This window comes from Fulvivirga ulvae (assembly GCF_021389975.1).
In the GTDB taxonomy this organism is placed as follows: Bacteria; Bacteroidota; Bacteroidia; order Cytophagales; family Cyclobacteriaceae; genus Fulvivirga; species Fulvivirga ulvae.
In genome coordinates this window covers 3,532,252-3,558,698 of sequence record NZ_CP089981.1, presented here as the reverse complement: position 1 = coordinate 3,558,698, position 26,447 = coordinate 3,532,252, and the positions used below count along the sequence as shown (strand labels likewise).

General features: G+C 41.5%; 29 protein-coding genes. 7 read left to right on the top strand and 22 right to left on the bottom strand.

The window, feature by feature from the left end; translation table 11 throughout:
• Positions 1-127: 127 nt before the first annotated feature.
• Positions 128-1,927 (top strand): SLC13 family permease, encoded by a 1,800-nt coding sequence (locus LVD17_RS15100; protein ID WP_233759843.1) that lies wholly within the window; start codon positions 128-130, stop codon positions 1,925-1,927.
• Positions 1,928-2,286: 359 nt separating this feature from the next.
• Here the strand turns inward: LVD17_RS15100 and LVD17_RS15095 are convergent, their stop codons facing one another.
• Complete coding sequence (locus LVD17_RS15095) at positions 2,287-2,880, bottom strand: FecR family protein (RefSeq protein ID WP_233759842.1); 594 nt, start codon at positions 2,878-2,880, stop codon at positions 2,287-2,289.
• 232 nt (positions 2,881-3,112) lie between these two features.
• Here LVD17_RS15095 and LVD17_RS15090 point away from each other — a divergent pair, with 232 nt between their 5' ends.
• Both LVD17_RS15090 and LVD17_RS15085 read left to right on the top strand, forming a co-directional pair.
• The gene (locus tag LVD17_RS15090; protein WP_233759841.1) at positions 3,113-5,149 is read left to right on the top strand and encodes a dipeptidyl-peptidase 3 family protein; all 2,037 of its coding nucleotides are present in this window, start codon (positions 3,113-3,115) and stop codon (positions 5,147-5,149) included.
• Between the two features lie 542 nt (positions 5,150-5,691).
• Positions 5,692-5,832 carry a pinensin family lanthipeptide gene (locus tag LVD17_RS15085; RefSeq protein ID WP_233759840.1) on the top strand — a complete coding sequence of 47 codons (141 nt, stop codon included), beginning with the start codon at positions 5,692-5,694 and terminating at the stop codon, positions 5,830-5,832.
• A 44-nt stretch (positions 5,833-5,876) separates the two neighbouring features.
• Here the strand turns inward: LVD17_RS15085 and LVD17_RS15080 are convergent, their stop codons facing one another.
• The 17 genes from LVD17_RS15080 to LVD17_RS15000 form a co-directional block, all read right to left on the bottom strand.
• Positions 5,877-6,446, bottom strand: a complete 570-nt coding sequence (locus LVD17_RS15080; protein WP_233759839.1) for a PIN domain-containing protein — start codon at positions 6,444-6,446, stop codon at positions 5,877-5,879.
• Positions 6,443-6,901 carry an excisionase family DNA-binding protein gene (locus tag LVD17_RS15075; protein WP_233759838.1) on the bottom strand — a complete coding sequence of 153 codons (459 nt, stop codon included), beginning with the start codon at positions 6,899-6,901 and terminating at the stop codon, positions 6,443-6,445. The genes LVD17_RS15080 and LVD17_RS15075 overlap by 4 nt, the downstream gene beginning before the upstream one ends.
• Positions 6,902-6,990: 89 nt before the next feature.
• Positions 6,991-7,299 (bottom strand): phosphoribosylpyrophosphate synthetase, encoded by a 309-nt coding sequence (locus tag LVD17_RS15070; protein WP_233759837.1) that lies wholly within the window; start codon positions 7,297-7,299, stop codon positions 6,991-6,993.
• 93 nt (positions 7,300-7,392) lie between these two features.
• Complete coding sequence (locus LVD17_RS15065; protein ID WP_233759836.1) at positions 7,393-8,244, bottom strand: restriction endonuclease; 852 nt, start codon at positions 8,242-8,244, stop codon at positions 7,393-7,395.
• A gap of 228 nt (positions 8,245-8,472) precedes the next feature.
• Positions 8,473-8,910 (bottom strand): hypothetical protein, encoded by a 438-nt coding sequence (locus tag LVD17_RS15060; protein WP_233759835.1) that lies wholly within the window; start codon positions 8,908-8,910, stop codon positions 8,473-8,475.
• A gap of 117 nt (positions 8,911-9,027) precedes the next feature.
• Positions 9,028-9,267: a hypothetical protein gene (locus LVD17_RS15055; RefSeq protein WP_233759834.1), complete on the bottom strand. Its 240-nt coding sequence runs from the start codon at positions 9,265-9,267 to the stop codon at positions 9,028-9,030.
• A 15-nt stretch (positions 9,268-9,282) separates the two neighbouring features.
• The gene (locus tag LVD17_RS15050) at positions 9,283-9,462 is read right to left on the bottom strand and encodes a hypothetical protein (protein ID WP_233759833.1); all 180 of its coding nucleotides are present in this window, start codon (positions 9,460-9,462) and stop codon (positions 9,283-9,285) included.
• 40 nt (positions 9,463-9,502) lie between these two features.
• Positions 9,503-9,958, bottom strand: coding sequence for a hypothetical protein (locus LVD17_RS15045; protein ID WP_233759832.1), 456 nt, complete (start codon positions 9,956-9,958; stop codon positions 9,503-9,505).
• Between the two features lie 56 nt (positions 9,959-10,014).
• Complete coding sequence (locus LVD17_RS15040) at positions 10,015-10,419, bottom strand: hypothetical protein (protein WP_233759831.1); 405 nt, start codon at positions 10,417-10,419, stop codon at positions 10,015-10,017.
• A gap of 155 nt (positions 10,420-10,574) precedes the next feature.
• Positions 10,575-11,018 (bottom strand): hypothetical protein, encoded by a 444-nt coding sequence (locus LVD17_RS15035; protein ID WP_233759830.1) that lies wholly within the window; start codon positions 11,016-11,018, stop codon positions 10,575-10,577.
• Positions 11,019-11,046: 28 nt separating this feature from the next.
• Positions 11,047-11,232 (bottom strand): hypothetical protein, encoded by a 186-nt coding sequence (locus LVD17_RS15030; RefSeq protein WP_233759829.1) that lies wholly within the window; start codon positions 11,230-11,232, stop codon positions 11,047-11,049.
• A 324-nt stretch (positions 11,233-11,556) separates the two neighbouring features.
• Positions 11,557-11,706 (bottom strand): hypothetical protein, encoded by a 150-nt coding sequence (locus LVD17_RS15025; protein ID WP_233759827.1) that lies wholly within the window; start codon positions 11,704-11,706, stop codon positions 11,557-11,559.
• Between the two features lie 2 nt (positions 11,707-11,708).
• Positions 11,709-11,942: a hypothetical protein gene (locus LVD17_RS15020; protein ID WP_233759826.1), complete on the bottom strand. Its 234-nt coding sequence runs from the start codon at positions 11,940-11,942 to the stop codon at positions 11,709-11,711.
• A 44-nt stretch (positions 11,943-11,986) separates the two neighbouring features.
• A complete protein-coding gene (locus tag LVD17_RS15015) occupies positions 11,987-12,220 on the bottom strand; it encodes a hypothetical protein (RefSeq protein WP_370688756.1) in 234 nt (77 codons plus the stop codon).
• Between the two features lie 224 nt (positions 12,221-12,444).
• Positions 12,445-12,885: a hypothetical protein gene (locus LVD17_RS15010; protein ID WP_233759825.1), complete on the bottom strand. Its 441-nt coding sequence runs from the start codon at positions 12,883-12,885 to the stop codon at positions 12,445-12,447.
• A 38-nt stretch (positions 12,886-12,923) separates the two neighbouring features.
• Entirely contained in the window at positions 12,924-13,355 is a 432-nt protein-coding gene (locus LVD17_RS15005; RefSeq protein WP_233759824.1) for a hypothetical protein, read from the bottom strand.
• A 340-nt stretch (positions 13,356-13,695) separates the two neighbouring features.
• Entirely contained in the window at positions 13,696-13,842 is a 147-nt protein-coding gene (locus tag LVD17_RS15000) for a hypothetical protein (protein ID WP_233759823.1), read from the bottom strand.
• A gap of 363 nt (positions 13,843-14,205) precedes the next feature.
• Here LVD17_RS15000 and LVD17_RS14995 point away from each other — a divergent pair, with 363 nt between their 5' ends.
• The 4 genes from LVD17_RS14995 (at position 14,206) to LVD17_RS14980 (ending at position 20,498) form a co-directional block, all read left to right on the top strand.
• Complete coding sequence (locus LVD17_RS14995; protein WP_233759822.1) at positions 14,206-15,576, top strand: pectate lyase family protein; 1,371 nt, start codon at positions 14,206-14,208, stop codon at positions 15,574-15,576.
• 108 nt (positions 15,577-15,684) lie between these two features.
• A complete protein-coding gene (locus tag LVD17_RS14990; protein ID WP_233759820.1) occupies positions 15,685-16,800 on the top strand; it encodes a helix-turn-helix domain-containing protein in 1,116 nt (371 codons plus the stop codon).
• A gap of 823 nt (positions 16,801-17,623) precedes the next feature.
• The gene (locus tag LVD17_RS14985; RefSeq protein ID WP_233759818.1) at positions 17,624-18,121 is read left to right on the top strand and encodes a YfiR family protein; all 498 of its coding nucleotides are present in this window, start codon (positions 17,624-17,626) and stop codon (positions 18,119-18,121) included.
• 55 nt (positions 18,122-18,176) lie between these two features.
• On the top strand, positions 18,177-20,498 hold the full coding sequence (locus LVD17_RS14980; protein ID WP_233759817.1) for a TonB-dependent receptor plug domain-containing protein: 2,322 nt from the start codon (positions 18,177-18,179) through the stop codon (positions 20,496-20,498).
• A 558-nt stretch (positions 20,499-21,056) separates the two neighbouring features.
• On the opposite strand, the gene LVD17_RS14975 is transcribed toward LVD17_RS14980, so the two are convergent.
• The 4 genes from LVD17_RS14975 to LVD17_RS14960 form a co-directional block, all read right to left on the bottom strand.
• On the bottom strand, positions 21,057-21,971 hold the full coding sequence (locus LVD17_RS14975; RefSeq protein ID WP_233759816.1) for a helix-turn-helix domain-containing protein: 915 nt from the start codon (positions 21,969-21,971) through the stop codon (positions 21,057-21,059).
• A gap of 29 nt (positions 21,972-22,000) precedes the next feature.
• Entirely contained in the window at positions 22,001-22,936 is a 936-nt protein-coding gene (locus LVD17_RS14970) for an NAD(P)-dependent alcohol dehydrogenase (RefSeq protein WP_233759815.1), read from the bottom strand.
• Between the two features lie 150 nt (positions 22,937-23,086).
• Positions 23,087-23,878 carry a DUF4249 domain-containing protein gene (locus tag LVD17_RS14965; RefSeq protein WP_233759814.1) on the bottom strand — a complete coding sequence of 264 codons (792 nt, stop codon included), beginning with the start codon at positions 23,876-23,878 and terminating at the stop codon, positions 23,087-23,089.
• A 47-nt stretch (positions 23,879-23,925) separates the two neighbouring features.
• Entirely contained in the window at positions 23,926-26,232 is a 2,307-nt protein-coding gene (locus LVD17_RS14960) for a TonB-dependent receptor (protein WP_233759813.1), read from the bottom strand.
• Positions 26,233-26,447 lie beyond the last annotated feature (215 nt).

The following is a 26,447-nucleotide window of genomic DNA, read 5'->3' as shown; positions in this document are numbered from 1 at the left end:
ACTCTACTAAATAGATAGACTTAATATTTTACTACCTTTGATGGCCAAAAATCTGGCACTAATATTTTATTGGTAAAGGGCAACCGCTTTTTACCCCTGAGTATTAACGATTTAACCATTAAGCCCAATGTCCACGGATGCCATTATTACACTTTGCGTAGTTTTAGGTGCAGTTATCCTCTTTGCTACGGAGATCCTTTCCATCGACCTGGTGGCGTTGTTGATCATGGTTTCGCTTATTCTTACCGGAGTAATAACGCCGGAAGAAGGTGTAGAAGGTTTTAGCAATAAGGCCACCATAACCGTGGCGTTTATGTTTATACTGAGTGCTGCCTTGTTGAAAACGGGGGCGTTACAATTACTGGCTTTCCGGCTATCGAAGGTTTTCCGCTACAATTTCAATTCAGGCATCATTCTCATGATGATACTCATAGCCATTATTTCGGCCTTTGTCAATAACACACCGGTTGTAGCCGTATTTATACCTGTCATTATCCAGATAGGCAATGCCTCAGGCCAAAGTCCTTCAAAAATGCTTATCCCTCTTTCATTTGCTTCGATTTTTGGCGGTACCTGCACTTTGATCGGTACCTCTACCAACATCCTGGTCAGTGGCATAGCAGAGAAGGCAGGCCTTGACCCCATCACTATGTTCCAGCTGACCCCAATGGGGCTTGTTTTTCTTGGCGGAGGTATTCTTTACATGGTATTTATTGGTATTAGGCTTTTACCTTCACGCAAAGAGGAGAAGGATCTTGCCGAGAAATTCGGCCTGAGGGATTACCTCACTGAAATTGAGCTGCTGGAAAACGGTGATTCGGTAGGGAAAAAAATCATGGACTCAGAGCTGGTCAAGGAGTTGGAAATGGACATCCTTGAAGTAAGGAGAAACAAGCATGGACGCTTCACATTACCTCCCGGTGATTTTGTATTGCAGTCACGTGACATATTGAAAGTCAAGTGCAATGTGGACAAGATTAAATCTTTAAAAGGACGAGCCAAGATACTAGTTAACTCTCCGGTAAAAATAGGTGACGACGATCTGAAAGGAACCAACTCCACACTCATTGAAATGGTGATCACTTCTAATTCGGAAGTTGATGGCAAAACCCTTAAGGAAGTGGATTTCAGAAGGCGGTTCCGAGCTACTCCATTGGCTATCAAGCACAGGCAGGAAGTGGTGCGGGACCACCTTTACAATGTACCGTTGAAAGCAGGTGATGTAATACTGGCAGAAGTAAAAACACACTTTGTAAAGGAGCTGAAGCAGATGGAAAATGAGCAGGATGCTCCTTTTGTGTTGCTGTCGGAAGATTCTATCACGGATTTCGACAAGAAGAAATTTATAATCGTTATGGTTTCCATTCTGAGTATTATTGCGTTGGCTACTATCGGGGTGGTGGATATTATGGTAGGTGCTATAAGCGCTGTTTGCGTGCTGGTACTTTTGAAATGCCTTTCCATGAGGGAGGCCTATGATGCGGTAAGTTGGAAAATAGTGTTTTTACTGGCAGGAGCACTAAGCCTGGGCACGGCTATGAACAATACCGGACTGGATCAGATCATAGCCCAAACGCTCGTGGGCAACCTGGGGCACTGGGGCCCTGTGGCTATAGTTTCCGGCCTCTATCTGGTCACATCGCTTATCACGGAAATCATGTCTAACAATGCTGCTGCCGCCCTCCTGGCTCCCATTGCCATAGCTACCGCTCAAAACCTGGGGCTGGATCCTACACCTTTTATCATGGCCGTTACTTTTGCGGCTTCGGCAAGTTTCATGACACCCGTTGGCTACCAGACCAATACCATGGTATACAGCGCTGGCCAGTACCGGTTTATGGATTTTATAAAGGTAGGCACATTGCTAAACATTATGCTCTGGATATTGGCTACTATATTTATACCTCTGATGTATGGTCTTATTTAGGAAATCAAATTCAACAAATCGCCACCACCCCTACTTCCATGATTTGGTTGAAAATGAACCGGACCAGTATTGAATATAACAGCCTGATGCGGTAACAGAATCAAAACTCCTCTTCCGGCACGGAGGGCATTCCGGCCAACGTCGGTCTACAGGCCTTTGCCGGGGCTGGTGATACACAGAAAGGCGGAGGCCTCTTTTTTGAGCATTACCTTAGTCAGTGCTACAGAACAGTAAAGCTTACCAAACTTCTGGAAGTTTAGTAATGCCGCGATTTAGTTCTGCAAGCTTCTCATTCTAAAATTAAATTTACCAGCATAAAAGTAGATGTCCGCTTAGTAGGATTACTCTCGTTCCGGGCACTATAAATCTTTAAGCTCCTTCTGTAGCCTTTTAGTACCTTTATTAATCTCTTTGCCCACCTTTTCAGACTCCTTCTGTACTTTTTTTCCTCCCCGTTTGATCTCCCTGCCGAGTTGCCTGAACTCTTTTTCCAAAGCATTGAGCCAAACTTTAAATTTCAGTTCCCCCTTTCTTTTTTCAATGGCTTTCCTGCCTTTCTTCCATACTGCCCGTTGACCTTTCTTCACTTCTTGAATTTCTGATGAGGTTTTCAACTCCACCACCCCTTCCTCCACTTCTACTTCCAGCTCGTCAGTAGCAGTTTTTACGTTAAATTCAGTCCCAAGCACCTTAACCTCTCCATGAACCGTTCTAACCACAAAGGGAATATTTGCTTTGGCTACTTCAAAGAAGGCTTCTCCGCTAACTTCTACAATCCTCGCTTCAAAACCTTTATTATAGTTTACTGCACTATGATGGTTTAAATACACTATCGAGCCATCGGGCAGTTCTACAACTTCAAAATTGTCATCCGTCTCAATAGAATGCCCCGCGCACGCACCAAGAATTAAGGCCGGCACAACAAATACGAGGACCACTTTTAATCTGTTCATATTGTTTTGACTTTTAGAAATTTCATTTAATCTACTCAAGATATATTCAAATAGCGCATGTAAACGCCTGAATTCCTAAACCGGATCGACTACAAGCATCATGTCTTTTTCTTCAGTTATGGATTTTGAATTTACAATATCGGCCTTCTGACTGCATTTACCCACCACCCGGGCGTCTAAAATCTATATTACTATATTTGCAAAGCATTACTAAAACAAACCTAAAATTAATATGAAGCTTTTAAAATCAACCGCCTGGCTACTTCTGGTCTCTGCGGTGCTATTCAGTTGTAATAAATCTGAACAAAAGCAGACTGAAGTTGCCCCTGAGAAAGAGCCGGAATCTTTTGAGTACCTGGCCGAGCAATTTGCTGACCTGAAGATCATCCGGTATCAGATTCCCGGATTTGATCAACTGACCACCCAACAAAAGACACTTGTCTACTACCTTACACAGGCTGGTCTGGCTGGTCGTGACATCATGTATGATCAAAACTACAGGTACAACCTGAAAATCAGACATGCGCTTGAAAACGTAGTAAAGAATTATTCCGGCGACAAAGCAACTGAAGACTGGAAAAATTTCATGACTTATGTGAAAAGAATATGGTTTTCAAACGGCATCCACCACCACTATTCAAATAACAAGATCATGCCGGATTTCTCAAGAGAATATTTCAATTCTTTATTGAGTGCCACCTCTACAGAGCTTGATAGTGCCATCACTGAGGTCTTGTTCAACCCTGTAATTGATAGTAAAAAGGTCAACCTTGACCCTGAAAAGGGCTTATTGAAAGGCTCTGCTGTTAACTTCTATGCTCCGGATATTACAGAAGCGGAAGTAGATGCTTACTATGCGGCCAAAGTTAACAAAAATGATAAGGCCCCTGTATGGTATGGTCTTAACTCAAGGATGGTGAAAGAAAATGGCGAGCTTAAAGAGCAAGTGTACAAAGTAGGTGGTCTGTATGGCCCTGCTATCGAGCAAATCGTTTACTGGCTGGAAAAAGCAACGACCGTAGCTGAAAATGAGCAACAAAAGAAAGCTCTCGAGCTATTGATCAAATATTACCAGACGGGCGACCTGAAAACCTGGGATGAATATAATATTGCCTGGGTAAATGCTACAGAGGGAGACATCGACTACATCAACGGATTCATCGAGGTATACAATGACCCTAAAGGCTACAGAGGTTCTTACGAATCCATAGTGGAGATCAAAGATTTTGAAGCTTCCGAAAGAATGGCCAAGCTTTCTGCCAATGCGCAGTGGTTTGAAGACAACGCTCCTATTTTGGAAGAGAACAAAAAGAAGGATGTAGTGGGCATTACTTATAAAGTAGTAAATGTTGCCGGTGAGTCAGGCGATGCTTCGCCTTCTACCCCAATAGGTGTTAACCTGCCTAACTCTGACTGGATCAGGGCTCAGCACGGTTCCAAATCGGTAAGCCTTGGCAATATCGTTTCTGCCTATGACGGTGCCTCCGGTTCAGGTATACTTGAGGAGTTTGCGTTTTCAGAAGAGGAAATAAAGCGTGCCAGAGAATATGCTGAGCTGGGCGATAAACTTCATACTGCCCTGCACGAAGTTATCGGCCATGCTTCCGGTAAGCTTAATGAAGGTGTAGGCACTCCCAAGGAAACATTAAAAAGCTATGCTTCGGCACTGGAAGAAGGACGTGCTGACCTGGTAGCGCTTTACTATCTGATGGATCCTAAAATGGTGGAGCTGGGCCTGATCCCGAGCCTGGAAGTGGGAAAAGAAGAATATGACAGCTACATCAAAAATGGCCTGCTGCTCCAGCTCAGAAGACTTGAAGAGGGTGAAGTGATTGAGGAAGCCCACATGCGTAACCGCCAGATGATCGCCAAGTGGGTGTACGAACAGGGCAAAGAGGAAAATGTGATCGAGAAAAAGGCCAAAGACGGAAAAACCTACTTCGTGATCAATGATTATGATAAGCTAAGGGTGCTCTTTGGCGCACTGCTAAAGGAGATCCAGCGCATAAAATCTGAAGGTGACTATGAGGCCGGCAAGAACCTGATCGAGAACTACGGTGTACAGGTTGATCAGGACCTGCACAAGGAAGTGCTTCAAAGGGTGGAAAAATTGAAAACTGCACCTTATGGAGGCTTCATTAATCCGGTACTTGTACCCGTTACTGACGAGGCAGGAAACATTACAGACATCAAAGTAGAGTATCCTAAAGACTTTACCGAGCAGATGTTATATTATGCAGAACATTATGCAAACCTGCCAGTTAAATAAGTAGCTGATTGGTTAAAGAAAAGAGCCTGTTTCTAAAAATTGAAGCGGGCTTTTTTTATAAGCCGAAAACCAGGAAGTAATCGGCGCAGACATTTGTTGACTGGTTTCATTTTCTATTCCAACTCACGGCCCTCACGCAGACACATTTTAAACTGGGATGTGGAGTAATTGCATCTCGGCCGGTGCTTCTGTGCATTAAGCTTTAGCAAATTTTTGGAAGTTGAGTAAAGCCGCTGTTTAGTTCTGTTGGTGACTAAGTTTGGTCACACCCTAAAAATTTGTGCTTAGACAAGAAATGATGAGTAGAATTGGGGTGATACATGCCAAAACTTACATGCCGCTCATGTAAATTATGTATCCAAATGGCCTGTTTCAGGAGCAGCAAAACAATTAAAGGTAAGGTTGTCAGGAAATTGCAATAATCATAAAAAATGAAACTACATAAAAAGCGCTTCAAATGGTACGCACGGTTATAGATCAATTGTTTTACTAACCCTGCTCGTGTAAATTTAGAACTGCTAAAACCAATAAATGCTACGATTATGAAAAAGAAGTTAAAACTTAAAGATCTGAAAGTTAAGAGTTTTGTAACCCTGGATAAAATCAGGGGTGGAGCAGACCGCTGCACTGGTTGTGATTCTACATGCGGAATCCTGCCTCCGACAGGAACTGTTTGTGAGTAAAATCTGAGGTGCCTTAGAGGGCACCTTTTTAATATCCCTCGCAGTTAACATAAGCTAAGAAGCATCTCAGAGGACTTAGACAACCCGCAGTTCCGAAGTGATTGCGCCACTTCGCTCTTAGTTTTAGGAGGTTTCTTCAATCGATTCACCATTTTATTAAAAGCTACGCAGGAAAGCTTTTTATTCAATTGTATCAGATTCGAAACTAATTCATCGGGGCTTTGAATTTCAATGTCATATTTTTCAACAATTGTACCTGGAAAATCTTTCAGATTATTTGTCACAATCAAATCAGCATTACACTTGATAGCTGCCGCAACCACATGCCTGTCATCTTTATCAGGAAGCCTTAGACCTTCTATTAAATCTTCATAATTTTCTACCGCAGCATCCGGAAAAGCAAGGTTCATTGCTCTTACGGTTTTAAACAGTACTTCTTCTTTCAAATCATCCCGCCTTTTTAATAAATTTCTCACCCACTCATCCTGAATCTCCTTTGTCCACTTCGGCTTAAACAGCCCTTCTGCTGCCATAGAAAGAAAAATGTCTCTAACAGGAGCCGGGTATAAAACACACGCATCCAAAACAACTGCAAACCTTGGGGAATGGATCATTCGTAGCCAAGATTTAAATCTTGCGCCTGTTTGGCTAGAAAATCAAGTTGTTTTTCACGTTCTGTTTTTAAACCTTCCTCATAATTTAGAATATCCTTCAACAATATTCTTCTATGACTCCCCACTTTTTTGAATGGAATAGCTCCAGCCTCCAGTAATTTAACCAGATGAGGCCTGGAAATATTAAGCATATCCGCCGCCTGTTGTGTACTTATTTCCGAATCAGAGGGGATTATAGATATTGATTTGCCCTCGGCCATATTTTGAAGAATAGCAGAGAGCAGAGCTAGTGCTTTTTTGGGGATAATGATATTCTCACCTGTTTCCTGAATTTTAATTTTAACCCCTTTAGCTTTTGATCCTTTAATACTGTGGGATGCAGACCTTACCCCCTCCAAAGATCGCCGAGCAATTTTCTGATCCTCCTGACTTGTTCGTTTAATTAATGCATCCATTATTTCTACTGTTTAAAAACATAACATAAATTTATTCGAAATAATCGAAATAATCAAAACAAAAGAAACATCAATTATTCGCTTTTACATTAAACACTTACCTTCAATTTATTAATCATATCACTGCTCAGCCCTTCGCTGTATGCACCATAAGCATCTACTAATATGCCTTTCAGGCCGTCTTTTCCGCTAATGGCGTAAATTATGCTGCTATCGTCAGGATTACTCATTCCCTCAAAGCGGTAGTATGAGTCTACCTGAAAATCTTCAGGATGCAATTCCAATTGTGATGGTGCACAATGCAAGCAATGAGAATCAAGGTTAAAATCATTAACATATCCTGCTTCACGCAAGCCGGTGACGGCCTCTGATAAAGTATCGTAACTAATATGTTCCATGGGTTCGGTGTTTTTACGTTCTGTCAAGTTAGTTTTTTTTCAAAATGAAATAAATGACTTATGTCATAAGAACAAAAGATTGGGCCTGAACCTTCACTTTTCATGGTATTTTATGGAGTAATTACAAAGTGCCAGGGCCTCCTTTATGACATTCTTCTGACGACTCGTATGCACTCTTGCCATATTTAGCAGTTGAGGTGAATCGCATATATCCCTGCACAATACATGGTTTGCCGACAAGATTATTTGCTTTTCCTGTTTTGTAAGTGTTGTGAGGCAGGTTACCGGGTGTAGTCCTGATCTGTCAATGAGGTCCTTCAGGCCTTCCTTTTTGGGGTAATCCCACCCTACCAGCATCAATCCTGAGCAACTACCATATTTAGTGGCATCATTGGTAAACCGGGTATTGGTAAAAATCCAGCCTTTATGAAATTTAGTGCTATGTGCTTCATGTTTCCTCCATTGCTTTTCCACGTCTCTGAAGCGCGAATGAATATATAGCGGAACCTTCACATCACAGTGCCTGGCCTGATCGCTATGAAACTTACACTCTACTATATAATGTTCTGAGGCTTTCTCTGCTACTACATCCAGTTCATGTTGTACGCAGTGTCCCTGCACTATTACTCCCACCTCAACCTTAAATCCCTGATCTCTGAGTATTTCACCTACAAATCGCTCAAAAGGATAACCAGTGGGGCCCAGTTCCATCAGGGCTTTTTTGAGCTTATATTTTGCAGCCAGGGGTCGCGAGTGTTTACGCAGTCGTGCAAAGGCTTCTTTGTAAATAGCCTTCGTGGCTATTCCTTCATACAAACCTGATTGCACTTCCTCTAAAATATCTTTTGCCAGGCTCTCATTTGCCCCTGCGCGCTTTAATGATGCCAGCAACTTAGCCGGCACAAACGGGGCTTTCTCTCCGGAGACTTTGGTCACGTTAACCATTTTTTAGTATTGAGAGGGTAGTATTGAGTATTGAGAAGGCTTACACTTCACTTAATATTACCGCTAAGTTTATGATACAAATATGGTTACATCTTCAGAATTGGTGAATGACCGGCCTCAGCATAGCCTATGACATTCATCAGCTTACATTAAAGTATTGAAATTGGTGAGGCTTGAAATGGAAGTAAAAAAAATTGAGACCGTTTCAAAAGAACGGCCTCAACAATATTAGTTACTTAAAACCTCTCCGAGCCAGGTTTTGGCAGATTCTTCGTCTTTGAAATTACGGTTAACTATTTGCTCTCCCATTTCCTCCTGAGAATATTCCGTGTAAGTTTCTGCAGAAACATTGGCCAAAGCATATTCATCTTCGGTCAATACAAATGCCACATACCTGAGTCCTGCCTGATATGCACGGGGATTAAAATCGTTGGCCACCCATAGCATATCTTCTTCCAGAAAGGCATCTGATTCTGCGAGATTAGACACCCATCCAAATATTTCGTGCTCCTGCTTTTTCTCTTTTATCAGTTCCAACGCTTTGTTCAGAAACGTCCTGAACTCTGAGCTGATCATAAATCCCTTATGTTTAAATGTCAAGCAAGGTATAACGGGATCATAGTCCAGGGTTGACTTACCAAGTGTATAAAGTACTTCTGTCTGCATATCAATTAATTAAATTTGTTATATATTCTTTCTTAATTGTTCAACTAAGACGACAGCTTAGTTATTCTTCTGTTTTCGTCAAGGGCTGTCTTAACCCTCCGCTATTACTTAAGTATTTCACTCATTGTTCAGAACCTCCCTAAGCCATTCTTTAGCAGATCCAATATCTTCAAATTGTCGGATTGTCAAGCCTTCTTCACAGGAGTTCTCTGAATTCTCAATGTATGTTTCCTGACTGATCGCCCCAGAATCATTTTCCGGTGTTACCAGTGCAATATATCTTACCCCTGCCGCCATTACTTTAGGATTCCAGTCAGTTGCTATCCACTCCATATCTTCTTCAAACAAAACATCCATTTTCTGCGTATTCGCCTACCATGATATTTTCCCCAATTCATTTTTCTTGTCTATGAGAAGGTTCAGACCTATGTTCATCTGCACTCTAAACTCTGTACTCATCACAAATTGTGACATACTATGAATCAGGCAGGGAACTGAAGGGTCAAAATCAATTGTAGATGTTCCAAGCTCATGTAATCTTATCTTTTCCATTATTTACCGGCATGGCTTTTCATTTTTGGCGCTAATAATTTCACATTTCATAAATTTCTTTCATTATTGGCAGCTTCAGCCATTGACAGGCATCCGACAAAGTGTTTGCCATAACCATTTTTACAGGAGCCTCAATCTGTTCCCGGTACCGGTCGATCGCTATCCTCATTAAAAGATCAAGGGGCAGGATCAATATTTCCCGAAAGAGTTCATTAGGGTAGTTCTTAGTAAAGTCCCCGTTTATGTAATTGTTAACCATTCTGGCGGCATAGGTCTGCATGGGTGCCCCGGACCTAATAGCCAGTCTGAGATCCACTATGGTACCTTTAATGGAATATTTGTGTAAACACGCTGATATAGCATCTATAGCTTTGATATAGTTTTCATCTGTTGGCCGTCCTATCCACTGCTGGTACAGGTACCTGTTGTCCAGATTGTAAAGGGTAAGGAATGGATTATCATTTTGTTTTAATTGTATTTCTTTTCTTATTAACACCGGTAATTGTTAGTCGTAAGTTTCAAGTAGTAAGTCTAAGGCTCCTGCAGCATCTGTCAGGCCCGAAGTAATACCTCTCTGAGCCAGGTTTTCGCGGCATCCATATCTTTAAAATGGTTCACGGTTAGTTCCCCTGCCTCTTGTGTTTGCTCAGTATAATCATCCGCAGTCATCTCGGCCAGGGCATTTTCTGAAACTACAAACCCTATGTAGCTGACTCCTGCTTTGCTTGCCCGGGGATTCCAGTTTTCTGCTACCCAGGATACATCTTTGGGTGAAAAAACATCGGCCTGACTTAAGTCGGCTATCCAGCCTATTTTGTCAAGTTCGTTTATTTTTTCCCTGACAAAACCGAGCCCGCGTAAAGGCCCGAAACTCTTCCGATGGCGTAAACCCAGTCCATGAAATTGTAATACAGGGTACAGAAGAGTCAAAACCCAATGATCCCGTGTCAATAGCATCTAGTCTGATATTGTTTGTTTCCGATTCAATATTCATGAGGTTATCGTTAATGTTGTTTATTTGTTTTCTCTTATTTATATGTCTTCTTTCTTTTTATAGTCAGTCTCATATCTGAATCATCGTAAGGACAGATTTTGACTGTCAGAAAAGACTGTCAGGGCCGGAATAACGCATCTCTGAGCCAGGTTTTCGCTGATGCTTCATCTTTGAACATGCGAGTAATCATATGCTCTTCCTTAGCCTTTGATTCCGAGAGTTCTGCGTATGTTTCAGCGTTCATTTGGGCAAGTGCATAGTCATCCTCAGGCAATATGAATGCAACATGCCTGATACTCGCTGCAAGTGCACGCGTAGTCCAGTCAGTAGCAACCCATTGAAGATCGGCATCAGCCTGAGCATCTCCCTGCCTCAGATCTGCAAACCATGCCATTTTTCCATGAACTTTCTCTTTTTCTATCATCAGTTCCAGACCTTTGTTCAGCCATTCCCGAAATTCACTACTGTCCAAAAAACCCCATTGACGGGCTATGATACATGGTACAGATGGATCATAATCAAGGGTAGATTTTGCAATTGTGTGAAGTGTCGTTATTTCCATTTTATTATTGTTCTTGAGTATGTAAAATTTAATTGTCAGTGATTAGCCATTCAAATCCAGCTTCTAAATTGTGAAAGTAAGCTGTCCGGATTGCACTCCCGGCATCGTCTATAGTATCCTCAACAGAGATTTGGCTCAACTCAGCATCTAATGAGACATCTGACGACAAGATAATAGCTATTTGAGAATAACCTGCCTCTATGGCTTCGGGCATCCATTCAGCTACCGACCAATTTTGATCCTCCGGATGGATAGTTCCAAGTTTCCTGGTATGGCAACTAATTTGCCAGTTTTAAAATGCTCCATAGCTTGTGCAACGGTATTTAATCCTTCTCTGACTTCTACTGATAAGGGAGGGACATTCCATGTTAGTAAAATGGCATTATGCTCTCCATAATAGCCAACTGTGGCAAAATCTGAATTAAAATAAACTTCCATATTAATTGTATTACTGTATTGTTAATTTAGGTGTAGATCCAATGTTTTCAGCTTCCTACAGACGAACGCTATCCTATTCCTGCCTCAAAACCTCCTTGAGTCAGTCTTTGGCTGATTCCTCATCTTGGAAGTAGTTTACAACTGTTTTCTTACCTAAGATCAATTCACTGCTATACTTTTTTGAAGTATTCCTGTGCATGGAAGAAGTTGTATCCTTATCTTCAGGTAGCACAATGGCTATATTAGCCATACTTATTTGAAAAGCTTGGGGCTTTCAGCGATCCATTTCATACTTTCTTCACTGGTCGCGTCCGCTTCTTTCAAGTTTACAAGCCACCCGTTTTTTTTGTCCTCAGGCATTTTTTTCACAAACTGTTCCAGTCCCATATCCAGCCACCTCCAAAATTCTTTATCCTGAAAAATTCCCTTCTGCCTGATTATTATACAAGGCACCGAACGCTCATAGCTGATCGCAGATGCGAGCAAAATTCTTTTTCCATTTGGTATTAAATCAGTGGTTCCGATAATAATTATTGCAAAGCCTCCCTGAGCCAGGCTTTGGCTGATTCCATATCAGTAAATTGCCTAACCTGTAACCCTTGCTGGTTCAACTCTTGTGAACCCTCCATATAGATTTCCTGAGATACACCACCAAACGCATCTTCAGGTACTATGAGTGCGATATGCATTATACCAGCTTGAAACATCCTTACATTCCAATCCTCGGCTATCCATGTTATATCTTCGTCAAAAAGAGCGCTCATCTTCCTTGTATCGGCTAGCCATGCTATTTTATCCAATTCAAGTTTCTTTTCTCTTACAAGCTCAAGCCCTGTATTTAAGTGTTCCCTTATCTCATCACTTGTGAGAAATTCTGTTATGGTATGAATGAAGCACGGAACTGAAGTGTCATAATCAATAAAGCCATGATCGGCAGTGTGTACTCTTGTTATTTGTTTACTTCCATAATATGATGCGAACTAATAATTTATTGTATATCAAATAGTTGCGACCTAAGCCAGGTTTTAGCCAGTTCAGTGTCAAAAAACTTATTAATGACCAGTCCTTCACGGAGTACGGATTGTTTTGTGTATCTCTCAATACTGATCTTTACAAAATCACTTTCGGGCTCAACAAAAGCTATGTACCTTAAGCCGGCATTGATGGCCGCAGGGTTCCAGTGCTCTATCATCCATTTGGTATCTTGGGGGTCATAAACATTTGCCTGATTTAAATTGGCAACCCACCCCAATGCCGGGTATTCCCTTGTTTTTTCCTTATATAACTGAAGGCTATGTAACATTGCCGCCCTGAACTCATCTGAAGGTACAAATCCAAACTTCCCGGCAATAACGCAGGGAACGGCAGGATCAAAATCAAGGTATACTTTATCTGTGGTATAAAGCCGGGTAATTGTACTGTCTTTCATTTTCAATTTGTTTAGTTACTGTACTTTACTGATCAATTTTAAGTCTCCTGCTGCCCACACACCCACTCCATAGCATTTTTCATATTGTCAAAATATTTGGTTTTTCTTATCCCTGCAGTATTTGCGGTGCCCATTTCAACCGTCTCTTCAACCGACATTTTGGTAAATACCTCTTCCGGCACCACAAATGCTGCATAGGTATAGCCTGACTCAATAGCCTCTCTTAACCAATCGGTGGCTATCCACTCCTGAACTTCATATAAAAGGGCGCCAAGCAGCGTAGTATCCCACACTACCTTAGTAGCCCTGAAATGTTTTAATGCTGAGATCACCTCCCTCATAGAATTTTTAAACTCATCCGGAGTAGGCGCCAGGCCCCAACCCGGGATTAAAACATCATTGGTATGATCATACTGAATAACGAAGTAGTCATTTTTCAGATAGGTTGAAACCGAAGCTTTATCTGTCATTAGTTTTATGAATTTTATATGTAACTAGCTTGAAAAGGCAAATCAGCTTAAATATGAAATACTTTAAACATCCTTAACCAGAGGCCAATGTTAAATGTATTTTAAGTTGATTAATAAAAAGACCGGTAGACAAAAAGGTGGACGATTACTAAAAACAGCCCATAAACCTACCAAAGACCATTAAATAAGGGTTTTGGTTTGGTTCTGTTGGATCAAAATTATTAGTAATAACAGCTGCTGAACTAATACTACTCCACTTAAGCTTCCAAAAATTGGCTAAAGCTTAACTGCTCCGTAGCAGAGAGAGATGTACAAATATAATCGACTGCCCAAAAGGTGGCTATCCGGGACAGTCACCGGGTATGGCTTCGCACTTTTTATCTGCATGACTTAACCCGGCAACAGACAGTATATAATGCTTAAAAGAAGCCCTGTCAGGCACATGAAGAGAGTATTCTGGCACTGCTACAAAGCTATAATAGCCCATGAACACCTGGCAATATATTACAGAAACATGGCTCATCAAAATTCAAAAAAAATGGCTTTAAATTATTGAAAGTCAGTATAATCTGAAGTAGCTTTACGAAATTTCTCAAAACCCGAAAACGAATTGAATGGATGTGTTTGTACAACCTTTTTAATTCATGAGAAATAATGCCGGAATTACATCACCTACCCCATAAGTGATAAAAATACCGGTTCCTGATATCAAAAATTGCAGGTAAACTATTCCCCTTAAAATTATACCATGCAGGATTCGTGCTTTATGATATGGCACATGGATCAGGCTTTTCGACGTCTTGGCTGGCTCGCACTTTGATATTGTTTAATGTATTAACAATTATTATTAATGAAAAGAACCTTTTACCTGCTTTTTGGGATCGTATCTTTGTCTATGGCTCATGTCACCGGTCAGGACCTGTGTGACCCCACGGGCTGGGCTACCCAAAACGGGGGAACTACCGGGGGGGCAGATGCTACACCCGTTGTAGTTGACAGTTATCATGATCTTAAAAGTGCTGTTACCTCAGCCTCAGTACCGGTAGTGCATATTCAGGGTACTATTACTTTTCCGGCCGGCGGCAGAATCACAATTCAGGACCTTTCCAATAAAAGCATCATGGGCCTTCCCGGCTCAAAACTCATTTCAACCGATCTGTCCTCTTCCGGTTCCGGCATTTTTTATATTAAAAGTGTAGACAACCTTATAATAAGGAATATATATTTTGAAGGCCCGGGAGCGTATGATAACAATGGCAACGACAACCTTACCATAGATAACAGCACAAACATCTGGGTGGATCATTGTGAGTTTCACGATGGTATGGATGGCAACTTTGATATTAAGAACCAGGCAGATTTCATATCGGTTACCTGGTGTACTTTCAGTTATGAGAAAGATCCTATTCCTGATGGCCCGGACGGTACAGATGATCACAGGTATTCCAACCTTATTGGTTCGTCTGACGGAGCTACTGAAGACGAGGGCAAATTAAGGATCACATTTCAATATTGCTGGTGGGGAGAAGGCAGTAAAGAGAGAATGCCCCGCGTGAGGTATGGTAAAGTACATATAGCCAACAGCCTGTTTTCAAGCGCTGTATCCAATCACTGCATCCGGGCGGGATACAAAGCTGATATTTTGGCAGAGGGTAACTACTTCGACAACCAGAAAAATCCCATTGACCTGTTTGAAGGGGATTATAAGGCAGTATATGCACAAAACAACTCCGGGGCTTCAAATATTGAGAACGGAACAGCTTTCGAACCTCCCTATACCCTGACCATAGCCGCACCGGAAGACATTATTACACCAATCCAATCGTGCGCCGGGGCAACACTGCCCTCCCCCTCCGGTTGCTCTTCATGTACGGAGAGCTCCCCTGAGGTGACTGACTGCAACGGTGATATCGGTGGAAGCGCTTATATTGATGTATGTGGAAAATGTGCCGGAGGGAATACAGGTATAACACCGGTAACCAGCCTGGACGAATGTATTACCACGTCCATAGAAGAACCTGATGCAAAACAACTTCCGGTTTACCCTAACCCTACCCGAGGCCTGATCTTTTTAAATGAACCTGCTCGCTGGCAGTTGTTCAACCATCTGGGGAAAAAATTAGCAGAAGGCGAAAGCCAGGTGTTGGAGCTTACCCACTACCTGCCGGGTACTTACTTTCTAAAAACGGAGGATGGATATTATAAAATAATTAAAATGTAAAGGCTACTGCTAGTTGCTCTATAGTGGCTGAAGCTTAAACGGAAGAAGAATGCTTAGGCAAACTTCTTCTACGTGTTTGCGATTCTTCACTATTAAATCACTGAATACGTGTCATTTTTACTTTATATATTTCAAATACAAACTTATTTAAAACGAAATTTCAACAAAGCCCTTCTGGCTATTCCTGCCATTTTGGGTATATGCTTTATCCTTGGCACTTATAAAAAAGATCTTGTCATTTTTCCCGGAGAAACAATCTCCTCTTATACCGACCAGCTATATAAAGGCACTTCTCAAATAAATGATTTAAAACTGCTGGATACAAACTGGCTTTTCTTTAGCTATACCCTTGACACCGGCTTTAAACATCCTTACGTAGGTGTCCAGTTCTACACCTCGTCAAAACCAACCTTCGACCTGTCGGAGTACGACTATATTGAAATTGATCTACAGGCCGAGAGTTCCAAGAGTATCCCTGTGATCATCAACCTGGAGTTCTCAAATTTTTTCATAGGGTCTACTACTGTTAGCCAGCGGCCTATGTGGCAGGAACTGGAATATGAAAAAGGCCAAAACGTATACAGGCTCCCGCTGGCAGATTTCAGGACTCCCAACTGGTGGTTTATTTACACTAAGGTCACAAAAAATGACATAGCCTCTCCGGACTACAAACGTGTTACAGACCTTGCTATTCAAAACTGTCAGTTACTCCCTGTCAATCAAAAGGAAAGTGTCATCGTTAAAAATATTCTGGTAGGTAAAGATTGTTATAAAGGTGCTACAGCTATTGTTTTAATGCTTTCTGCTTTTTATTCATTAGTCTTTCTTATTGTCAAATTTAAGCAGGCCCAACCGGTTATTTTTCCACACAAGACCTTGAACCTTTGTAACATTGAAGATGAAGAGACAAGAAGTATTATCAACTATGTTTCTGAGAATTATAACCATACTGATTTATCTCTGACCATACTGCAAAAAGAATTAGGTTTGACAGAATCAAAAATCTCCTCCGTTTTCAAGAAAGCCTGCGGAACTACTTTTAAAAAATACCTTAACCAGGTCCGCCTCAATGAAGCAAAACGCTTGCTTAAACAAACCGACAGGCAAATTATGGAGGTGGCCTTTAGTGTTGGCTATGGTAATGTTTCTCATTTTAACAAGGTATTTAAAGCATCGGAAGGGTGTGCCCCCAATGAGTACAGGAAGATTAAGAAAAATCGCTAAAAGAACCATAGATATAAAGCCAGGTATCTATAAAAACCAGGAAAAGGACTCAAACAGATTGAACTCTTCCTGTTGAATCAGTTTATGACACTAACTAAAGAAAACATAAATATAACTGGTGATAAAATTTTCCAGACCGCTGATATGTCAGCTATCCATACTTCATGTGATCCATTAACAATTCCTCAATAGCCGGTGATATATATGGCAACAGGCCACCCTCAACAGAACAGTAAGGTTTAACGGCACTTGCTTTGGATGGGCCGTTAAAGCAAATCCTCATTTCGAAAAGTTACACCGTATAGCGTCCTTGGCTTATTGGGGTTCTCTCCCAGGAATCGTCATTTACGTTTTGTCTAAAATAAGATAGAATGGCATCCCGACTAAATTGTCTACCTTTTTGTCTCCCCGGTGTTGCTGCAAACAGGAGGTTAATATACTTATCCTTGCACATCTATTGAATTTACATGAAAGCCCCTAAGATTCAGAAGTGTACAAAACTTACTAAGTAAAATTTGAATTAACCCAAAAATGCAGATAGATCTAACCTACATTTTAATCACATTTTCCCTTTCTTCTTAAGTGCGGCCATATGCGGAGTTATGCTTTTTCTTAAACTAAGATGGGGAGATTCATCTCGATGTCAGGATATGTGCATAGTGCGTTCCTTGCCTCCAAACTGTAAAAAGGGAATTAAACTTGTGCTCATATTTTATGATGAGTTTCTCATCAAGGCCATGTCTTTAGACTAACATTCAATTGCTTTCACGGGTATTCAGCAAGGATTTACAAAATTTCATCCAATTCTAAATTTGATTAATATATGAAACATCGTTTAATAATTTGTGGACTATTGCTTTTCTCAAGCTGGTTCTTTTCTTCAGCCAAGGCACAAGACCTTAGCAGGTATCATGCCGTTTTCATTGGCAAGTTTATCGATTATATCGCCTGGCCAGACAAGGGAGATCACCTGACTATTGGTGTAGTGGGGGACTCTCCCGTGCTTAAAGAGTTGCAGGCGAATGTTGAGCAGCGGGGAAAAGGAACAATAAAGATAATTTCCGATGTAAGTGATGCTGCTAACTGCCAGATCATTTTTTTGCCATCAAGCCAGGGGAAGCTATTTCAGAAGATAAAAAATGCCATAGCAAACAAAAGTGTATTGCTGGTGACCGAAGAGGAGCAGTTTGTCTGGGAAGGGGCCGGCATCAGCTTTTATGTACAGGATGGTAAGCTCCGGTTTTTACTTAACCAATCAGTTGCCTCTGCGAAAAACCTTAAAATAAGTTCAAGTCTTCTTGCACTGGCAAAGGTTATATGAGAGCGAATAACACCCAAATTCAATGTAATCAGAACAGAAAAAGAAATTTTAAAAAATGAAAAACATATACTTTTTATTTGCACTTGCTTGTCTCCTGACAACCGGACAGGCATGGGCGCAGCAGTCGGATCGTGAAGAACTGCTAAATATGTCGCTTGAAGAACTTATGGACATACAGGTAGTCAATGTATCCAAAGTCAATCTTGAAAGTCTGCCGGAGGTTCCATCGGCCGTTACCGTGATCTCTGCGGAGCAAATCGCTAACAGCGGTGCTAAAAATATGGAAGAAATTCTGCGTAATGTTCCTGGATTTGATGTGGTAAGAACGGGCTTTGATCCCAGTACTAACTTAGGTGTAAGGGGGCTTTATAGTACAGAGGGCACTAATGACAAGATACTTTTCATGATAGATGACCATCCTGTCAGATCAGTGATTTACGGTGACGCTACGGTATTTATAGGCAACTATCCAGTAGAAAATATCAAACAGATAGAGATCATACGCGGGCCTGGGTCTACCTTGTTTGGTGCAGGGGCATTCCTTGGAGTGATCAATATCCGAACTAACCAACCGAAAAAAAATGCCGGTGTGTCGGTATCAGCAGGCAGCTTTAACAGATACAACCTCAATGCGCAGGTTACACACAATTTTGGTAAAGATTTTAATGTTACGGTTTTGGCCAACTACCTGACCACTGATGGCCCTGACCCATTATTATTTTCAGACCTGGAAACTGAAATCAGCGAGACACTTGCAAGAAGTCTTGGTTATGAAGAATCACCTTCCATTGCTCCCGGCCCTCTTAAGTACGGCCGATCGACTTCGCAGGTGAACCTGAATGTGGACTACAAAAACTTTTACCTCCTAACCAACTACATGAATTCTGATGATGAGGTGCCTGTTGGTCCTGCAGGGTCACTGGTTAGAGAAAGTGATGTTCACAGTGTGGCTCAATACATGGAAGCAGGGTACAGGGGAAGTATCCAAAACGACATGGGCGAATTGCTGGTGAAGGCTTATGCCGATCACTACGAATATGGGTATGATACAGAGTTACAGCCTTTAGAGGCTTCCAGGTGGCATGATTACTACCTTGATTTAGTTATTTATCCGGGACCTGATGAACATCCACTTTCACGGGGAGGTATTGCACCGCGGCGTGATCGCGGCGCTTCGGGGAGAGTATTGGGCGCTGAGGTCAACTACGCCTACAATTTCCGAAGCTATGTGAACTTTCTGGCCGGGATTATGTATGAGCATTACAATCTTACGGATATCTATACAAGGGCTAATGTGAACTATATGTTTGGAAAAACAATGACCTTCGATGGCTATACATCGGATTGGTTGGAGTCATTGGGAGGCATGCGCGACATCAACGATGATTACGCCTGGATCACCGAAAACGAAAGACATGTGTATGCCGGCTTTGGCCAGGCTGATATCAACCTGAAGAATATTTTCCAAACATATGGTATGGATCACTTCAAACTGGTGGCTGGTGTGCGCTATGATCACTACAGTAGTGTAGGCGGATCACTCAACCCCAGATTAGCGTTATTAATAGCCCCAGATAATCATTTCTATTTCAAAGGGTTATATGGACGGGCTTTCAGGGCTCCATCCTTTATAGAATTGCATTCTCAGAATGATATATACATAAACGGGGATACGGAATTGAAGCCTGAAAATGTGACCACTATCGAAGGGGTAGCTGGCTATCGGATAAATACTTCTTTGGATGTCAATGTTACCTTGTTTAAAACCAAGGAGACCGACAATATTCAACCTGTCACCTCTACAAATCTTTATACTAACATCGGAAAAATCCAGACCAGCGGTGTAGAAGCGGAGTTGCGCTATGCGTTCGGCCAGGGGGCCTATGTCATGGGAAGTTGTACATTCCAGAATGTGCTTGATGTTTCTCACAATGAATTTTCACCCCAGTATACACAGGAGGGAGATTCACTATATACTGTTTCTACGCAGAAGGATTTTAACCCCGGCAAAGCGCCCGGCGTTATACTCAACCTGACAGGAAACTACCCGATTACCAGAAATATTAACCTCAATACATCATTGAACTATCTGGGTGAACGGAAAAGGTCTCAGGAACTTGCCTATGAGTTGAATAATGCATTAGTGCCTACCGGAAGGATCTCTGTTGGCGACACAAGAGATCCTATTCCGGCACGTACACTCTGGAGTGCGTCCGTTATATTGGGGAATTTTGATTTTATAAAGGGCCTGTCGCTACAAATGACCGGATACAATTTGCTGGATGCCAAAAATTACAACCCTTTATATAATGTTAAGAAAGATGACCTGTTGAGGGCAGGAAGGCACTGGGACGTGCGTCTGAAATACAGCTTTTAAGTAGTAATTGGGTCTGAAATAGAAACTATTGATAGTCATATTGCTATTAATTAGGGATTACTATTCATGAAAAGTATAAAAGCCCGGACTACTTAAATCCGGGCTTTTGTTATGTAGTATCCTCAAACCTTTAAATAAACTTGCATTTTACTCAAGTCCATGACCTGACAGATCCATAGCATAAAGATGAGTATCTCCATCGTCAGCAACATTAACGGCCAAAAACTTATCATATCCCTAATTATCCGCAGAACCAGAAGCGGCCACTATCACCGCCTTGGCCAGTACCAGTTGCGCATCGCTAAGTTCACCAAATTCCAGGCCGTTTCTTATACTTACTCCTCCTGGCAGGTTAGTCTATCTGGTAGCATATTTATAAACTTAATAGTATGGGGATTTTAAATAAGGGTGATTTTTTTCGCTTCCAAATAACCGGTACAACCGCCGACATCTAAAAAGAAGATGATCGGTTTTAGAGAATTTTTAACTTCAAAAATACCGCTTAGGATGCACCTTAACCATCTAAGAGGTAAAGCCGGTTTATCGGATTTTGGGTTGTTAGTTAAATGACTGCCTGAACATTAAAGGAGACAGGTTGGTTTTTATTTTAAACAGCTTGCTGAATGACTGTGGGTGTTCAAACCCCAGTTCATAGGCAATTTCGCTTACTGACAGATCGGTGGTTGATAGTTTTTCCTTAGCTTTTTCTATTATCTTGTCTTGAATATGCTGTTGTGTGCTTTGTCCCGTCAGCACTTTGAGCAACCCACTTAAATAACCGGGTGAAATATTTAGTGCTTCAGCTACATATTGAACAGTCGGCAGTCCCTTTATGGCTAAATCATCATTTTTAAAATAGTCTTCAAGGATTTGTTCCATTCGGTCCAGAGTTTTGTGGTTTGTTATTTTTCTCGTGATAAACTGCCGCTGATAAAACCTTTCTGAATAATTGAGCAAAGTTTCAATTTGAGAAATGATAATATTCTGACTGAATTTGTCAATATTGGAATGGTATTCCTGTTGGATATTCTGAATGATGTTATTAACCATGCTTTCTTCCTTTTCAGAAAGAAATAGTGCTTCATTCGCTGTGTAGTTAAAATACTCGTATTGCTTTATGGACCTGGCTAAAGGCGTATTCCAAAAAAAGTCAGGATGAACAAACAAAATCCAGCCGGAATGACCTGCCGGAGTATCTTGATCTATATCGACTCTTATGACCTGATGTGGAGCGGTAAAGAACATTACACCTTCGTCAAAGTCATATTTTTGCTGACCATACATCATTTTAAATTTCATGTTCCGTTTGATCGCTATGGAGTAACATTCAAACATGATACTTGCCGGAACGTCTCCGGGATTGATCTTTGAATAATCTACCACACTAATCAAAGGGTGCTCTGGCTGCGGCAACCCCCACAGTCTATGAAACTCAGCGATCGATTTTACCCTGACCGGGCTTGAGGCCTTCATAAAGTAAAATTAGGTTTTATATTGCTATGTTAAAAGGTTATGACAGCCCTGCCTTTGGTCCGGCTTCCTTTTTCAACCCTGGTAATTGCTTCAATAGCCTCAGCAAAACTTGTTTCCGAACCAATTACCGATCTTAATTTTCCCTGGGCAGCTAAATAAGCAATCTCCGGAAGTTTTTGGGTTGCCATTGTCGCAAAAACAAGTTTGTATCTTCTTGATATCATTCCCCGGATCATCCGCTTCGGTGTTGGATTAATATCGATAAACCTTCCTTTAGGTTTAAGCATCGTGAGCCCTCGGCCCACATTCATAGCTCCGGCTGTATCAAAGATTAAGTCAAATGGTTCCTCACCCTTTAAATATCCTTCATCGTGGTAATTGAATACCTGACTTACACCGTTAAGCCTGGCGTCTTCCATAGACGCCTGGCCGCATGTACCTACCACATAGGCTCCATTGGCAACCGCCAGTTGCACCGCCATTGAACCTACCGCACCGGTGCAGCCATTGATAAATACGCGTGAATTGCGCGAAATCTCTCCCTTGCCAAAAAGTGCGGCCCAGGAGGTAGTACAAGGAATGGGAAGGCATGCTGCTTCCGAAAACGATATATGCGCAGGCTTCTTTGTCAGATAGCGAGACTTAGTGACGAGCCTTTCAGCAAATGCCCCCGGGTTCTTCACATCCATCGTTCCAAACACTTCATCACCGATTTGCAGATCTTGCTCATTTTCTCCCAATGAAAGAACGGTGCCTGAAAAATCATTTCCTATGCCTTTAGGAAATTTGCGTCCCATAAACAGTTTCATGGAGCCTTGTCGTTGTTTCCAGTCCAACGGATTGATAGCCGCTGCCCTGACCTGCACCATTACTTCATCTCCTTTCAATTTTGGCAATTCATATTCGCCCATATACATTTGTGAGGGCTCCCCGTAACGATTAAACTGAATTCTTTTGATTTTCATTTTTCTGGCTTTATTTGATAACAAAGGTCAGAAATAGTAAAAAGACGGAAGTAGCTAAATCTGCTTTTGTTGTAGCCAAATATGCGGCTGAGTACATGTAACAGGTTATACCTGCCCCAAATCAATTAGATTAGTTACGCGCATCAGAGGTTACTGCACTTTTTGCGTCAGGGCTTGTGTGGTGTAAGCAGAAAAGACCCCAAGAGCATCGTCACCTGTTATGTTATTTGGCGGGTTGGAAGGTGTTGTTCCTCCACCAGGGCCTCCATCTGTGATTTGTGACAGGGTATAGAAATAGGTGTAGGCGGCCAGATCAATGCATCGCATTTCCACTTTAACGGTATCGCCTGATTCAATTTCTGCATCCGGGCTAAAAATTGGCCGTTTATTTACCAGTCCATTTCCTATTATGTCATTATCCACCAGATAGGAGTCCTCCGCTTCACCATTGATTGTGAGTAGAAAGCGATAGTTATTTCCAGAAGTGGCCGGATCTTTGAAAATCGGTAATACAGAATAAAAATCTTCTCCACCAGGGGTAGACAGAGGCTCAAATTTCAATGAGTCCAGGTTAACTTTAAGAGGCATTGTTGATGTTGCAAAATAATTTTTTTGTAGGGCAGCTATGCTTAGAAAGTAGGTATTACCAGGTGTGCCCACTATTTTACTGGTTTGATATACTCCCGCTGATGCTTCGGTTAGCGTATCGGTCGTCCCCTGGTCGTCTGAAATGATCACCATTGCATCTGTAATAGGCGGATAGTCATTGGCATCATTGAAGTTGACAGATCTTGTAATTCTGACATAATAAGGACCGGGGGTATCAGTGATACTTCCGTCAATTACAACCTGAGAGTCGGATGAATTGAGGTCAATGCTGATTTCCTTTTCGCATGATGATAGCATTGCTACTGCTATTATGATTGCAACTATTGATTTCATATGCATGGTGTTTATTTTTTTAGCGGTGATACGGAACCCCGGTGAGGTTAAAATTTAAAATTATAGGTGACTGACGGGACCCAACGGAAGAGGGCCGTCTGCAATGCCCTTGTACGTGTAGGGTCATCGGGGTGATCTTCAAAAGTTATAGTGTAAGCATTCTGCCTTCCATAAACATTGTATAAGCTGAAATTCCATGATGATTCAAATTTCTTGTTCTTATGCGGCCTGGTATAGGTAGCGCCAAAATCCATACGGTGATAAGCCGGCATTCGGTACCCGTTGCGTTCTGTATAGTAGAACACTGTATTACCCTCTACATTGTATTTGCCGCTGGGAAAGGTTACGGCATTGCCTGTATTGTATACAAAAAGTGCCGATAACGTCCAACGCTTAGAAAGTTCATACATGGTAACTACAGACAGATCATGTGTTCTGTCCTGGCGGGCCGGATACCAGTTATTATCATTGATACCATCAATTTTACGTTCGGTGCGTGAGAGTGTGTAGCCAATCCATCCCGTGAGTGTACCTGCCGTTTTTTTAATTAAAAATTCAGCTCCATAGGCCCTTCCTGTACCATAGAGCAGTTCTCGTTCTACGTCAGTCGTTGATGTGATATCTGCACCGTTTCTGTAATCCACCTGGTTTTGCAAGTCTTTGTAATAGCCTTCCATGCTCATCTGGTATTTGTTATCATCAAAATTACGGAAGTAACCTATGCTGATCTGGTCACTTATTTCAGGTTTTATGTTGTATGAGTTGCCAATCCACTGATCCGTAGGGCTTGTGCTGGTGCTATTGCTCAATAAGTGTAAGTGCTGTGTATTCCGTGCATAGCCGACTTTGATGCTGCTGACCTTATTTAACAGATAGCTAAACTGCAAACGAGGTTCAAAGTTATAATATGTTTTTCCGATCTCGTCCGAAGCTAAAACTACGCTGTCTGTTAAAACGCCCTGGTCATATCTGTAATAAGTATCACCCCCGAGTATACTGTAAAAGGAGAGCCTCAGGCCGTAGTCCATGGTAAAGCGGCTGCTGAATTTGCTGGAATTACTTATAAAAATAGAATTTTCTAAGGATGACCGGCTTTGCTGCTCTTCCTGAACCAAACTATCCCCTTCAAAACGGGTCGGTGTAATGGTGTGATAAATACTATTGAAACCAAACTGTAGGTTGTTTTTTGAATTCAGGAAATATTGAAACTCCTGTTTAAGGTTCCAGTCCTCAATATTGGAATTTATATTAAAGTCAGAGCCATCACTGTTCAGTTCAATATTGGAATCGTAATCACTGTAGATTATGGATGTATTGGAAAACAATTTTGGAGAGATCAAACTGTTCCAGCGTATGGTACCTGTTGTATTTCCCCAGTCGATGCCGAAGTTATCTCCAAACCCAAGAACATCCTTGCCGAAGTAGCCGGATACAAAGATCCTGTTTTTATCATTGACCCATATGTTTGCCTTTGCATTCAGGTCGTAGAAGTATAGTGAATTGTCTTCAAAATCTTCACTGGCCTGAAGAAACAGATCAGCATAGGTTCTTCTTCCGGATACGATAAACGAAGATTTACCTTTTTGTATAGGGCCTTCTATACTAAGGCGGCTGCTGATTAGACCTAACCCTCCGGCCACACTATACTTTTGGTTATTGCCTTCCTTCATTTTCACATCCAATACCGAGGAAAGACGACCGCCGTATTGTGCAGGGCTGTTACCTTTTATAATGGTAACATCTTTTAAAGCATCACTATTGAATGTACTGAAAAAACCGAGCAAATGTGATGCATTGTAAACCGGAGCCTCATCCAACAAAATCAAATTCTGGTCGGCAGAGCCTCCTCTCACAAAAAAACCACTATTCCCTTCTCCTGCCGATTTGACGCCCGGCATCAATTGAATGGTCTTTAATATGTCTCTTTCACCAAACACAACCGGTATTTTCTCTACTTCCTTAACATCTATCTTATCTACACCAATGTCCGTATTTCTTATATTGTCATCTTTCTTTTCAGCGGTTATTACCACTTCAGAGAGCTCGGTTGTGATCTCTGAGAGGTCACGGTCAATTTTAATGTTCTTGTTGAGTATTACAAAAGCCGTATCGGATTCATATCCGATAAAACTATACACTATATGGTATTCTCCTTCAGGCAATGTAAGAGAATAAAAGCCATAAGCATTGCAGGAGGCACCTGCTTTCAACTCCTGCACGTATATGGAAACTCCTATCATTGTTTCACCTGTTGCTACGTCTTTGATGGTTCCGCTGATGGTGTGTTTTTGTTGGGCGAGTATAATATTTCCGCTTAACAGGAAAATAAAATTGGCAAGAATTATATGTTTCATGTTCCTTAATTATGTGTTTTCAGCAGTCACATAGAGCCTTCATTTACTAATTATTGCCTGGTGTGATACTACCTTTGTATTAATGACACAAAAGTGAAATCATAAAAGAAGATGCGGAAATTTACACGATGAAGTCAGGGAAACAGGCGAAGAAATTGATCTGAAGCCAATTTGAGAAACCTTCGTCACTCTCAAACTGTGTCGAACAAAAAAAG